We start from the raw sequence: 13927 nt of genomic DNA on the forward strand, positions 1-13927 counted from the left end.
AGGTTACTCATAGGTCAGCACCTCGGAGACATCGTTCTTGTAGCCGGCGCGGCGGAGGCGCGGCAGCTCGTCGAGCCAGTGCTCGATCGCCTGCCTCTCGTCCTCGCGGTGCACGTCGTCGACCAGGACGTGAGAGTCGGGGAGCAGCGCCCCGTGCAGGACGGGGAGCGCGGGGTACCGGGCGAGCGGACCGGTCGCCTCGGGCGGCCCGTCGACGACGAGCAGGTCGATCGGCCCGAGGGTCGCGGGGTCGACGTCGTACCACGGGAACTCGCCGCGAGGGGTCGGCGTCGTGACCAGCGGTGCATGACGGACCTCGGCCACCTCGGACAGGCCGTGCCGCTCCAGGGTGGATCGGGTCCGCCCGGCGAACTCGTCCAGGTGGTCGAGCGCGGTGACCCGCCCTCGGCCGTTCTGGCGCAGGGCCATGGCGATCCAGAAGGTGGAGGTGCCGCTCCCGCACTCGACGACGTGCTCCGGACGCCGACGCTCGATCTCGTCGACGAGCCAGAGGAGCGCGGTGGGATCGAGGGCCCACCCCCCGACGTCCGGCAGGGGACCGGAGACGTCGAACTTGGCCCGGAGCTGCCCGAGCGCCTGCATCTGGGTGAGCAGGGGCCCGGGCCGCGCGGCGTTGACGAGGTTCCGGACGGTCTCGACGCGTCTCCGCAGGTGCCGGAGGTCGGAGTCCAGGCCGTCGAGCCTGGCCGAGACCTTGTCCAGCGGTGGCGCGACACCGGCGTGCACCGTCGCCTCGAGGTCGGACTGCCACAGCGCGACCGACCTGTCGGTGCGCGCGACCTGCCGACGGATCTGCTCGGTCGCCGTCGACGTGGCCTGGTGCTGGCGCGCCAGGTCGTCGCGGAGCTCCCGAAGCCGGCGGTCGGCGGCGTGCGCGCGGGCGGCCGTCGCGCCGGCCCGTCGGTAGGTCAGCACACCGAGCACCGCGACCCCGCCGACCAGCACGACGAGGACCGCCAGGGCGACGTCGAGGCTGCCCAGGAGGGCGGCGACGACGCCCACCACGGCTGCCACGGCGATCGCCGAGAGGGCCGCGAGGCTTCGGGGGCGCATGGAGCTCCTTCGACGTCAGGTGTGCGGCGCCGGTCCGGACCGGCCCTCGCCGGTCAGAGCCGGATGGCGTCGGGGTGCGTCGTCGCGCCCTTCGTGTCGAAGAAGCGCACCGACTTCTCTGCCAGTACATCGACATCGTAGGCGCTGTGGTTCTGCACCAGGATGACCAGGTCGGCCTCGAGGATCGCCGTGTCGAGGTCCGCGACCCGGTCCAGGACCTCACCGTTGACGTGCCACCGGGCCACGTGCGGGTCGTGGAACACCAGCTCCGCGCCCTGGGCCACCAGCGCCCGGGCGACCGCGACCGCGGGCGACTCACGCTGGTCGGCGATGTCCGGCTTGTACGTCACGCCCAGCACCAGCACCCGCGAGCCACGCATCGCCTTCGCGTCCTCGTTGAGGATGTCCTGCGCACGCCGCACCACGTAGGACGGCATGGTCGCGTTGATCTCCTGCGCCAGCTCGACGAACCGGAACGGGTAGCCCAGACGCGAGCGCACGTTGTGGCTCAGGTAGTTCGGGTCGATCGGGATGCAGTGCCCGCCCACCCCGGGACCCGGGTAGAACGCCTGGAACCCGAACGGCTTGGTCTTGGCCAGCCGGATCACGTCCCACAGGTCGATGCCCAGCTCGTGGCAGAACCGCGCCATCTCGTTCACCAGCGCGATGTTGATGTGCCGGTAGGTGTTCTCCAGCAGCTTCGCCGTCTCGGCCTCGCGCGCGCCCTTGGCGACCACGACCGTGTCCACGAACCGCGAGTACAGCGCCGCAGCACGCTCGGTCGCCTCCGGGGTGAGCCCGCCCACGACCTTCGGCGTGTTCTTCATCCCGTACGTCGGGTTGCCCGGGTCGATCCGCTCGGGCGAGAACGCCAGGTGGAAGTCCTCACCGCACCGCAGGCCACCCTCCTCGAGGATCGGCTTGAGGACCTCCTCGGTGGTGCCCGGGTACGTCGTCGACTCCAGCACCACGACCATGCCCGGCTCGAGCACACCGGCCACCGTGCGGGTCGCCGCGATCACCGCACCCAGGTCGGGCCCACCGTCCTGGCCCAGTGGCGTCGGCACGCAGATCACCACGGCGGCCGCACCACGGATGTCCTCCACGTCGGCAGTCGCACGGAAACCCGCCTCGACCATCGAGGCCACGTCCGCGTCCGAGATGTCGTCCACGTGGGAACGACCCTCGTTGAGGGCATCCACGACCGGCGTCGTCACATCGAAACCACGCACCTGCAGGCCGGCGCGCACGGCCTCACGCGCCAACGGCAGTCCGACATAACCAAGGCCGATCACGGCAAGGTCGAGAGGCATGGGGCCCAGGTCCTTTCGATCTGTGGTCGAGCCCGGGAGGAAGCATCCTCGAACGGGACCAGGCCACGGCGATGTGTGGGTCAGCCGGGGGACCGCAGAGCGGAGCTCCGGTGAACGCCGTCTGAACGGCTGAAGGTCGAAGGAGAGGATACCCGCCTTCGAGGGGGCGCCGTGTACCACCCGTCCGGCCCGGTCCGCCCGGAAACATCGCCAAGCGGACGAACTGCTCGTGGTCGGCGAGACCATGGACGGGACGTGGCGTGGAGACGTCCGGGACGTGTCGTGAAGGCCCGGCCCCGCCGCGCCCGCGGACGGGCCCGACCGCGCCTGTCACCGGTCGTCGGGCTATCCTCCGAGGCGGTCCCCGCGAGACCGTGCGCCGGCCCGTCGAGCCGCCACGTCTCGAGCTGCCACGTCGGGACCGACCCGACCCTGGAGCGCTGCGTGACCACCCTGTCCCCGCCCGTTCCCGCCGGCTCGACGGCGGGCACGTCGACGCGCACCGAGGTCCGCACCGACGTGCAGGGGCTGCGCGCGCTGGCGGTGAGCGCGGTGCTGGTCTACCACCTGCTGCCGGGCACGGTGACGGGCGGCTACGTGGGGGTGGACGTCTTCTTCGTCATCTCGGGCTTCCTCATCACGTCGCACCTGCTGCGCCGCCCGGTGCGCGGGGTGGGTGACCTGCTGGAGTTCTGGGCGCGGCGGGTGCGCCGCCTCATCCCCGCGGCGACCGTGGTGCTGGTGGCCACGCTGGCGGCGACGCTGCTGTGGCTGCCCTCGACGGTGCACGCCCGCGTGGCGCGGGAGGTCGCGGCCGCGGCGCTGTACGTGGAGAACTGGGCGCTGGCGCGGTCGGCGACGGACTACCTGGCCGCCGAGGAGCTGGCGTCCCCGGTGCAGCACTACTGGTCGCTGTCCGTGGAGGAGCAGTTCTACGTGCTGTGGCCGGTCCTGGTGGGGCTGACGGCGTGGCTCGCGGTACGCCTGCGCCGGCGCGGCAGGGGGCTCGCGGCGTGGCTGCCGACGGCGGTCGTCGGGCTGGTCGTCGTCGTGTCGCTCGCCTGGTCGGTGCACCTGACGGCGACCGACCCGGCCGCGGCGTACTTCGTCACGACGACCCGGCTGTGGGAGCTCGCGCTGGGCGGGCTCGTCGCGGCGGCGGTGACCGTGCGGCCGTGGCGGTGGTCGGCACCGGTCCGGGCGGCGACCGCGTGGACGGGGCTGGCCGCCGTCGTGGCGGCGGTGGTCCTCTTCGACGGGACGACGCCGTTCCCCGGCGTCGCGGCCGCCCTGCCGACGGTGGGCACGGCCCTCGTGATCGCGGCGGCGGCCGACGGCGCCCGCGGAGGGCCCGGCGGCCTGCTCGCGCTGCGTCCGGTGCAGTGGCTGGGCGACGTCTCGTACAGCGTGTACCTGTGGCACTGGCCGCTGATCGTCGTCGTGCCCTACGCGCTCGGCCGCGCGCTGGGCGGTGTCGAGCTGGTGGCCGTCGTCGTGGGGTCGCTCGTGCTGGCCGCCCTGACCAAGCGGTGGGTCGAGGACCCGCTGCGCCGCCAGCAGGTGCTGGTCCGTCGGCGCGCCGCGACGTTCGGGCTGCTCGCGGTGTGCGTCGGCGTCTCCGCGGTCTGGGGCGTCTCGGCGGCGTCGGCCGCCGACGAGCGCACCCGTGAGGCGGTCGCCTCCGCCCCGGCGCGGGTCGCGGACGCCGGTGCGTGCGCGGGGGCGGGCGCCGTGCGCGACCCGTCCTGCGACGTCCGGGGCCTGCTCACGCCGCCGGAGGCGGCCGCGCAGGACAAGCCGGCCGTCTACGCCGACGGCTGCTGGAACGACCCGCCGTTCACGACCCGCCACAGCTGCACGTACGGCTCCGACGACGCCCCCGTGCGGGTCGCGCTGCTCGGCAACTCGCACGCGGGCCACTGGACCCCCGCCCTGGAGGCGGGGGAGGACGCGGGGGACTGGCAGGTCGACACGTACCTGCAGTCGTCGTGCTACCCGGTCGAGCTGCTCCTGGAGTACGACGCCGCCGCGGACGCGCAGGGCTGCCTCGACACGACACGGTGGGCGGTCGACTCCGTCGTCTCGGGCGGCTACGACCTGGTGGTCATGTCGGCGCGGACCAACCAGCTCCTGGCGGACGTCCCGGAGGGCGAGCAGGCGGACGCCGCCCAGGACGCCTACGCCGCGACGCTGGCCACGTTCACCGACGCCGGCATCCCGGTGCTCGTGCTGCGGGACACCCCCGCGATGCCGGACAGCGTCCCCGACTGCCTCGCCACCGGGCCCGTCTCCTGGGACGACTGCGGGGCGCCGCCGTCGCAGGCGCTCGAGCCGGACCCCCTCGCCGCGGCCGGGCGCGCCGACGGCTCCGGGCTGGTCACGGTCCGCGAGGTCACCGACCTCATGTGCGACGACGAGGTCTGCCACCCCGTGGTCGGCGGCGTCGTCGCGTACTTCGACCACGGGCACCTCACCGCGACGTTCGCGCGCACGCTCGCCCCCGAGGTCACCGACGGCCTGCGGGCCGCCCTGCGGGCCAAGCCCTCCTCGTGAGGGGAGCCCCTCAGACCGGGCTCGCGACCGCCCGTGGCGACGACGGCACGCACCACCGGTCACAGCCCGGGACGGTGCGCGGCCAGCTCTCCATGCCGTCGGGCTCCGAGCCCGCGGGGTAGAGCCACGCGGAGGGATGCGCTCCCCAGACGAGCCCGCGCGGACGACCGGCCGCCTCGTCCTGGAGGACCCGTACGCGGGCGTCGAGCCACGCGGACCCCAGTGCGAGGTCGTGGTCGAGGTGGTACTGCTGCGGGTCGCCCGGGGCCGGAGTGATCTCGCCGAAGCGGATGCCGTCGGGAGTGTCGTAGAAGTCGAACCGGCCGAAGTCCGCCCCGGTGGCCAGGGAGAGGTGCCGTGCCGCCGCGAGGATCTCCGGCAGGCGGTCGGGGACGGGGATGTCCGGTCGGTACGTCACCCCGGGGAGGACCTCACCGAGGTCGGCGCCGGTGACTGGGTCGAGGTAGCGGCGTCCGGCGTCACGACGGCGGGGACCGGCAGGACGCATGAGCAGGACCTGCGCGGGCTGCCCGTAGAACGTGTAGACCTTGATGTCGTCGGGGACGGGCGACCCGCCGGAGGACGGCAGGAGCGCCTCGGCGAAGTACGGTCCGCGAATGCGGTCGCCGAAGGCGCGCAGCCGGTCCTTGATGTCGTCGCACGAGACCCGTTCGCCGGTGTCGATCCTGACGAGGGAGCCTCCCGTGCGGCGGATCGGGAAGACGCCGCGCGCGCTGGCACCACCGTCCGCCTTCAGGACGAACTCGTCCGGCAGGGAGCCGAGGTCGATCTCGTCGATGGTGCCCCACGCCTGGAAGACCGGGGCGGTCGGGACCCCGTGGCTCCGGGCGAACGCGACGTTGTGCAGCTTGTACTCGGTGCGTGCCATCGGGTGGTGGGCGTGGCCGCCGGTGTCCCGGAGCCGACCGTACAGCGACCGCTGCTGCGCCAGCAGCGCGCTGAACGTCGGCTCGGCGCCGCGCGAGATCCGGCGCTTCGCCGACCTGAGCGCGGCGAGACGCTCCCGGGACGTCGTGTCGTGGGCCACCGCCTTCTCGCGCTCACGCCGGACCTGAGCCCGCAGGCCGGCGACCTCCGCCTGGAGGTCGGCGACGCGCTCGCGCTGCTTGCGGAGCGCTCGCGCACGCTTCCGTACCACGCCGGAGAGGCGGCGGATCTCGGCGTCGCGGCGCGCGACCGGGGGCAGGCCGGCGAACGCGCGGGCCACAGCAGCACGAGGGGAGGGCATGGCGGAGTTATGCCACAGGCGCCGACGGGAGGCAATCCCGGCACCCCCCGCCCGGCCGGCGCCGCGACGCGGGCGGCCGCTCAGCTGTCGGTGTGCCGGACGAGGACGTCCTGGACGTGGGTCCGCTTCGACCGCGGCACCAGGACCTGCTGGTCGTAGTGGCCGACCGCGACGAACGAGATGAACACCTCGTTGTCGGGGACGTCGATGATCTTGCGGATCGCGGCGTCCTTCGCGCTCCCCATCGCGGTGTTGAGCGAGCAGGAGCCGAGGCCCACCTCGGTCAGGCCGAGGAGCAGCGACATCATGAACAGCCCGCCGTCGACGAACGGCTGGTTGCGCTCCGGGGCGAAGAGGAAGGCGTCGAGGTCCGCCGTGACCAGCAGCAGGCGGGGCGGCATCTCGTAGCCGTTGAACCCCCCTTGGATGTCCAGCACCGACCTGATGACGTCCGGGTCCTGGAACTGGTGCACGCGGGCGGCCTGGCGGTTGCACACCGAGGGCGACTGCATCGCGATCTGCACGGCCCGGGTGACGTCCCCGTCGGCGACGGGCTCGTCGGTGAACTCGCGCACGCTGCGCCGCCCGTAGACGACGTCGAGGAAGCCGCGCCGGTCGTCCGCCTCGAGGCGGATCTCGCGGGTCTGCTCGGCGGGCAGCACGCCGCCCTCCTGGTGCCGCGTCGCGTCGATGAGGTCCTGCGCCGCGCCGGAGAAGAGCTGGCGGAAGGCCGAGACGTCGGTCTTCAGCTCCGCGTGCCGCCCGAAGTAGGTCTTCATCACGGCCGCGGAGCTCTGCAGGTAGGGATCGTCGATGCTGAACCCGGACGCCAGCCAGGAGTTCATCTCCTTGGCGAGCCCCGGGACGGCGATCTTGCCGAAGCCCGCGCGGAAGTTGCTCCGGCTCAGACCCTTCTCGATCGCGTGCGCGTGGAAGATCATCCGCGCCCGGGCGCCGGAGATCCTGTCGGCCGAACGGGCGCGATCGTACGAACGCACCTGGCGTTCGTAGTCCGCCAGCGCCAGCGCCCTGGCCTGCCCCGCGAACCCCTTGGCCGGCGGCCTGCCCGAGGACGTGCGTCGTGACGCGGCGGCGACCGCTGCGGGCACCTCGACCACCTCGATACCGCGCACCTCCGCGCCCGCGTTGCGGCCGGTGAAGTGCAGCCCGCCCAGCATGATCTCGGAGAAGCCCGGGTCGGAGACGGTGAACGTGACCGCGTCGCGGCGCGCCGTGCCCGAGCCCTGCTCGACTTTCACCTTGCCGACGGCGCGGAACTGCCCGGTCTCGGGGTTGCGGAGGTGGAGGTTGACGGCCGGCGCGTCGGTCCGAGGGGTCCAGTCGATCGTCAGCTGGTACGCCGATCCCGGCGTCAGCGGCTCCGGCAGGGCGGTCCAGGCATGATGGCCGACCGCCGCGCCGTCCCGCGCGACCTTCAGCCGAGTGCCGCGCGTCCGGTGCGAGACGCGCCAGGCCTTGCTGTTGGCCGCGAACGCGGGCTTGTCGAGGGCGAACCGCTGGAACGGGCGGATCGCGGCGGAGCCCCCGGTCTCGGGGTCCAGCGCGGTGCTCAGCCAGTCCAGCGACGAGGCCCGGCCGGACCCGATGTACTCGCGGGCCTTCGTGAAGTCGATCTCCCGGGTGACGTACTCGTTCTCGGCGATCGTCGCGGCGGTGTCGGTCTCCAGGACGCGACGCTGGTCGTCGAATCCCATCGCCGCCATGAGGTTCTTGAACCGGTCGGCGCCCCGCTTGGTGTTGTAGATCGACGAGAAGGGCTTCTCGAAGATCGCCGCGAAGGCCGAGCCGTGGTAGCTGTCGGTGACGACATAGCCGGCGTCGCGGTAGGCGCGCAGGAAGTTCTCCGGGGCGTCCTCGGCCAGGACCTCGACCCGCGGCTCGTCCGCGAACAGGGACGTCACCTTCTCGCGCCCCTCGTCGGGGTTGGGGATCACCAGGATCTTGTCGAAGCCCAGCTTGTCGGCGATCGCCCGGGCGACGGACACCTTCTCCGGGTTGGGGTCGAGGTAGAAGACCGCGAGGTACTCGCCCTCGGGAGCCACCGTCGCCCTGTCGGCGAGGCCGTCGTAGTGCTCCTTCGGCAGCAGGAACACGGGGTCCACGACGAGCGCCGCCTTCGCGCCGAAGACGTCCCGCGCGGTGTCGATCGCGTACTCCTCGCGCACCGAGATCGCGGTGAACTGCTGCAGGTTCGCGGCGTGCTTCGCGACGAACGGCACCTTGAACTTGTCGGTCCCGCGGTTGCCGAACGACGTGCCGTACGCCACCCGGTGGTTCTCCGGCGCGACGAAGTCCAGGAAGAGGTCGTCGTTCACCCGCCCGATCAGCGGGTTCCACAGCTGGTCGCTTCCGACGACGAAGGTGCGGGCGACGTCGTTCAGGCGCGGCAGCGCGGAGTAGTGCTCCTGGTCGGTGTGCTCGTAGCCGACGCGCCGGGCGAACTCCATGGAGACGATGTCCGTGGGCCAGTGCACCCGGTAGCCGTTGTAGCCGAGCGGCTCGTGGACCATGAGGACCGAGCGGCCGAGATTCTCGACGGCACGGTTCAGCCCGTAGTAGGTCAGGATCGAACCGTAGTTCTTGCCGTACCACCATCCGAGGATGGCGACGTCGTACGTCTTCGCCGGATCCGTCATGCGCTGTGTCCCTGCCTGCTCGTGACGCCCGCGTGGTGCCGGCATCGTGTTTTCACTCGTTCTCGTCGACACCGTGGGTGTCGAACGTCGCGCGCCACTCGTCGACCGAGGTGAACGACGGCATGGCCTGCCGGTACCGCCGGCTCAGCGGCGCCCACTGGCTGCGCAGCTGCCGGTGCAGCCGCAGGCTGCGGACCAGGTAGGCGCGGAACTTCTTCGGGTCCCGGACGTACATCGAGGCGCCGGTGCCGTCGGCCGACGTGACGACCGCGGAGTCGAGGTGCGACAGGCGCCACCACCGGGCGGCGGAGGTCGAGACCCTCTCCTCGGGCACGTCGAGCGCCTCCGGGCGCACCGAGCGCAGCTGCTTGGCCATGCCGGTCAGTGCCGAGGCGACCGCGACCGGCCTCCCCGCGGGAGCCGACGGCACCCTGCCCCTGCGGGAGGGGCGGTGGCGCCTGGTGAGCGGGAAGGCGCCCGGGTCCTTCTCCACCACGGCATCGGGGAACTGCGCCCGCAGCGCCCGCACCTCGGGCAGCGTGGAGCCGATCGTCGCGTGCAGGTGCTCGGGACCGCGGAGCAGGTCCTCCAGGGCCCGCAGGCGCAGCTCGACGGCCGAGTACTGCAGCTGCAGCAGGTGCTTGACGTCGCCGACGAAGCTCGCCCGCGGCAGCTCGCCGCCGCCGCGGTACGGCGAGTGCAGCATGGCCGCGAGCCACCGGTTGCGCTGGTGGTAGTAGGCCTGCCAGTCGATCGCGTCGTCCTTGTCGACCCACGGCACGTGCCACACCGCCGCACCGGGCAGGGAGACCGTCGGGATGCCCTTGTCGGTGGCGCGCAGGCTGTACTCGGCGTCGTCCCACTTGATGAACACGGGCAGCGACAGGCCCACCGTGCGCAGGGCCTCGACCGGGATCAGCGACATCCACCAGCCGTTGTAGTCGACGTCCACACGCTGGTGCAGCCACGGCGTCGTGCGCAGGGGGTGCAGCGAGAAGTCGTGACGGTCGAAGGTGTTCTCGATCTTGCCCCACCAGAACGTGTAGCGGTTGACCCGCTCGCCGAAGGTGTGCAGGCACGACTTCTCGTACATCGAGAACATGTGACCGCCGACGATCGTGGGCGTCCGGGCGAAGTCGCCGAAGGCGACCGCGCGGGCGATGCCCTCGGGCTCCGAGACGACGTCGTCGTCGAGCAGCAGCACGTAGTCGGACTCGCCGGCCTGCAGCGTCTCCGCCATGCCGCGCGAGAACCCGCCCGAGCCACCCAGATTGCCCTGCCGCACGAGCGACAGGCGTCCGCCGAGCCGGGCCGCGGCCTCGGCGAAGTCGGGCTGGTCCTGGACGAGCCTCGTCCCCTGGTCGACCACGTAGATCCGGTCGACCACGTCCTTGAGGACGTCGTCCGCGCCGAGCGCGTGCAGCTGCGCGACGCAGTAGTCGGGGCGGTTGAACGTGGTGATCGCGATGGAGGCCGTGCCGTGCTTGCGCGCGTGCGCCCCGTCGACGCTCCATTCCGCGGACTCGAGGGTCACGGCGCCGTCGGAGGCGTACAGGTCGAACCAGTACCAGCCGCCGTCGCCGAAGGACGCGAGCGTCAGGTCGACGTCGACGACGCCGTCCACGCTGTGGATCAGTCGCACCCGCTGCGGGTTCCCCCGCGCGTTCGACTTGTACACCGCGACGCTCGCGGCGCCCGAGAGCCGGATGCTGAGCCGCACCTCGGCGACGTCGGTCCAGCGCCGCCAGTACCCGGCGGGGAACGCGCCGAAGTACGTGCCGAACGACGCCTCACGGCCGTGGTCGAGACGCAGCGACCGGCGACCCAGGACCTCGGCTCCTGCCTCGGCGGGGGCGACGTCCGGGTGCGCCTCCTCGGCCGCACGCGCCATCGTGAAGTCCACGTACAGCGGGAGCGTGTCCGGATCGGCGTCCGGCGGCAGCACCACCTGGTGCACGACGCGGCGTGACACCGCGGCCTCCGCGGCCGCCTCGAGCTCTTCCACGAGAGTCATGCCGCACCCCCGAACACCGCGCCGAGCTTGTTGTCGACCATGGAGAGGGCGGAACCGATCGCCATGTGCATGTCGAGATATTGGTAAGTACCCAGCCGACCGCCGAAGAACACGTCCTTCTCACCTTCCATGAGCTTGCGGTACAACTGCAGCCGATCGCGGTCGGCCCAGGTGTTGACCGGGTAGTACGGCTCGTCCCCGCGTTCGGCGAAACGGGAGTATTCCCGCACGATCACGGTCTTCTCGCGCTGATAGTCACGTTCGGGGTGGAAATGGCGGAACTCGAGGATGCGCGTGTACGGCACGTCCAGGTCGGCGTAGTTCATGACCGGGGCGCCCTGGAAGTCGCCGACGGGCAGCACCTCCTGCTCGAAGTCCAGGGTGCGCCACGACAGCTCGCCCTCGGAGAACTCGAAGTAGCGGTCGACGGGGCCGGTGTAGACGACGGGCAGCTGTCCGACGGTCGCGGTCCTGTTGACCGGCTGCCCCTCGTCGAAGAAGTCGGTCTCGAGCCGGACCTCGATGCGCGGGTGGTCGGCCAGCCGCTCGAGCCAGGCGGTGTAGCCGTCCACCGGCAGTCCCTCGTACGTGTCGTTGAAGTAGCGGTTGTCGTACGTGTAGCGCACGGGGAGCCGCTTGATGATCGACGCGGGGAGGTCCGTGGGGTCGGTCTGCCACTGCTTGGCCGTGTAGTCGCGGATGAACGCCTCGTAGAGGGGCCGGCCGATGAGCGACACGCCCTGCTCGTCGAGGTTCTCGGGGTCCTTGCCGGAGAGCTCGCCCGCCTGCTCGGCGATGAGCTCCCGGGCCGCGTCCGGGCCGTGCGCCGAGCGGAAGAACTGGTTGATCGTGCCCAGGTTGATCGGCATCGGGAACACCTCGCCCCGGTGCGTGGTGTACACGCGGTGCACGTAGCTGGTGAACGCCGTAAAGCGGTTCACGTACTCCCACACCCGTTCGTTCGAGGTGTGGAAAAGGTGCGCGCCGTACTGGTGGACCTCGATACCGGTCTCGGGCTCCGGCGCGCTGTACGCGTTGCCCCCGACGTGGTGGCGCCTGTCGATGACGAGAACGTTCGCGCCGTACTGCTCGGCGAGCCTCTCGGCGACGGTCAGGCCGAAGAACCCCGAGCCCACCACGACAACGTCCGTCATGCGACGACCTCCTCAAGAAGAACGACAGCGGTGCCGTGAACGTCCACGGCAGGAGCATGACCACCAGGCGCGTGCCGGGCTGGTCACGAGATTCGAGATTAGGGCCACCGGAGGCCGTCAAAGGCCCGAATTGAACGTTGTCTCCTGATGATCGGAAAGTGTTCATCCGGGCGTTACCCGGAGGTCAGGAAACTCCCGCGACGCCGACCCGGGGCACGTTCGGCGGGCTCCACGGGCCCGGGCGCTCTAACGTCACCTGGTGACGGTCGCAACGAGGCGACCGCACCTCTCGAAGGGGACACCATGAGCCTGCGCACCACCCATCGCGCGCGTCTGGTCGCCGTCGGCGCCGCCACGGCCCTCCTGATCGCGGGCGCCGGCAGCGCCGCCGTCGCCGCCGGCACCGCGGCCGAACCGCCGTCCACCCCGGTCCCGGTGGCCACCCCCGACGGCCAGACCTTCTCCTACGTCGTCAACGCCAAGCACGCGAACCCTGGCCAGACGCGTCTCGCGGAGCGGGCCGTCGAGGCGGCGGGCGGCGTCGTCGTCCAGTCGTGGCCGGAGATCGGCGTCGTGGTCGCGCACGCGGCGCGAGCGGGCTTCCGCGCCGACGTCGTCCGTCTCGCGCGCGGGCACGCCGTCGAGTCCGTCGGGGTCACCCGCACCGTCCCGGTGAGCGAGGGCACGCCCGCCGTCGCCGACGAGGTGCCGGGGGCCAAGGGCGGGCCCTGGAAGTCGAAGGTCACCAAGAAGCCCGGCGCGGGCGCGGAGGACGGCACCGGCACGACGGCGGTCCCGGACCCGGGCGAGGCCACCCAGTGGGACATGGCGATGATCAAGGCCGACCAGGCGATCGAGATCAACCCGGGCTCGCCGGACGTGCTGGTGGGTGTCCTCGACTCCGGCATCGACGTCACGCACCCCGACCTCGCGACGCAGGTCGACACGGCGGCGTCGGTGAACTGCACGGCGGCGGGACGCCCGGACACGTCTCCCACCGGCTGGCTGCCCACGACGTCCGACCACGGCACGCACGTGGCCGGGACGATCGCGGCGGCCGACAACGGGCTGGGGATCGTGGGCGTCGCGCCGGGCGTGAAGATGGCGTCGGTGAAGGTCGTCAACGACGACGGCTTCATCTACCCCGAGTACGCCGTCTGCGGCTTCGTCTGGGCGGGCCTGCACGGCGTGGACGTCACCAACAACTCCTACTACATCGACCCGTTCGAGTTCTGGTGCGACGACCAGCCCGACCAGGCGGCGGCGAAGGAGGCCGTGCGCCGCGCGATCGACTTCTCCACCGACCGGGGCGCCGTGCACGCCGCGGCGGCCGGCAACTCGTCCACCGACCTGGCGAACAACACCCGCGACACCGCGAGCCCCAACGACTCCACCCCCGTGGCCCGCACCATCAACTCGGGCTGCGAGGACATCCCCACCGAGGCGGACGGCGTCGTGACGGTCTCGTCGGTGACCAGCACGGGGGCGCTGAGCTCCTTCTCCAACCGCGGCCTCGGCAAGATCGACGTCGCGGCGCCGGGCAGCGTCATCGTCTCGACCGAGCTGAACGGCACGTGGGACACCAAGAGCGGCACGTCCATGGCGTCGCCGCACGTCGCGGGCGTGCTCGCGCTCATGAAGTCCGCGCACCCGGGCTGGACGCCGGCCCAGCTCGCGCAGGCCGTGCGCGACCAGGCGGACGACCGTCCCTGCGGGACGACGGCCGTCGGGCCGGCGTGCGTCGGGACGCCGCAGGAGAACTCGTTCTTCGGCGACGGGATGGTCGACGCGCTCGACGCCGTGACGCTCGGCTGATCGATCACGACGGATCACGACGGAACACGAAGGGAGCCGAGGGCGGCCCGCAGCCAGCTGGGGGCCGCCCACGGCCCGTGGCCGGGGGATTAACCCCG

General features: G+C 71.9%; 8 protein-coding genes. 2 read left to right on the forward strand and 6 right to left on the reverse strand.

What is annotated here, in order from left to right:
- Positions 1 to 3 precede the first annotated feature (3 nt).
- Positions 4 to 1074, reverse strand: a complete 1071-nt coding sequence (locus ACFQ80_RS13935; RefSeq protein ID WP_430564069.1) for a class I SAM-dependent methyltransferase — start codon at positions 1072 to 1074, stop codon at positions 4 to 6.
- Positions 1075 to 1127: 53 nt separating this feature from the next.
- Complete coding sequence (locus tag ACFQ80_RS13940) at positions 1128 to 2387, reverse strand: nucleotide sugar dehydrogenase (RefSeq protein ID WP_430564070.1); 1260 nt, start codon at positions 2385 to 2387, stop codon at positions 1128 to 1130.
- A gap of 444 nt (positions 2388 to 2831) precedes the next feature.
- On the opposite strand from ACFQ80_RS13940, the gene ACFQ80_RS13945 reads away from it, so the two are divergent.
- Positions 2832 to 4940, forward strand: coding sequence for an acyltransferase family protein (locus tag ACFQ80_RS13945; protein ID WP_430564071.1), 2109 nt, complete (start codon positions 2832 to 2834; stop codon positions 4938 to 4940).
- 10 nt (positions 4941 to 4950) lie between these two features.
- Here the strand turns inward: ACFQ80_RS13945 and ACFQ80_RS13950 are convergent, their stop codons facing one another.
- The 4 genes from ACFQ80_RS13950 to glf form a co-directional block, all read right to left on the reverse strand.
- Positions 4951 to 6189: an ATP-grasp fold amidoligase family protein gene (locus tag ACFQ80_RS13950; RefSeq protein ID WP_430564072.1), complete on the reverse strand. Its 1239-nt coding sequence runs from the start codon at positions 6187 to 6189 to the stop codon at positions 4951 to 4953.
- Positions 6190 to 6269: 80 nt separating this feature from the next.
- Positions 6270 to 8846, reverse strand: a complete 2577-nt coding sequence (locus ACFQ80_RS13955) for a polysaccharide pyruvyl transferase family protein (protein WP_430564073.1) — start codon at positions 8844 to 8846, stop codon at positions 6270 to 6272.
- 52 nt (positions 8847 to 8898) lie between these two features.
- Complete coding sequence (locus ACFQ80_RS13960) at positions 8899 to 10860, reverse strand: glycosyltransferase (protein WP_430564074.1); 1962 nt, start codon at positions 10858 to 10860, stop codon at positions 8899 to 8901.
- Positions 10857 to 12014 (reverse strand): UDP-galactopyranose mutase, encoded by a 1158-nt coding sequence (gene glf / locus ACFQ80_RS13965; protein ID WP_430548970.1) that lies wholly within the window; start codon positions 12012 to 12014, stop codon positions 10857 to 10859. The genes ACFQ80_RS13960 and glf overlap by 4 nt, the downstream gene beginning before the upstream one ends.
- A 303-nt stretch (positions 12015 to 12317) precedes the next feature.
- Between glf and ACFQ80_RS13970 the strand changes: the two genes are divergently transcribed.
- Entirely contained in the window at positions 12318 to 13829 is a 1512-nt protein-coding gene (locus ACFQ80_RS13970; protein ID WP_430564075.1) for a S8 family serine peptidase, read from the forward strand.
- The last annotated feature ends 98 nt before the right edge of the window (positions 13830 to 13927 follow it).

It is taken from the genome of Isoptericola sp. NPDC056578 (assembly GCF_042793275.1).
Taxonomy (GTDB): Bacteria; Actinomycetota; Actinomycetes; order Actinomycetales; family Cellulomonadaceae; genus Isoptericola.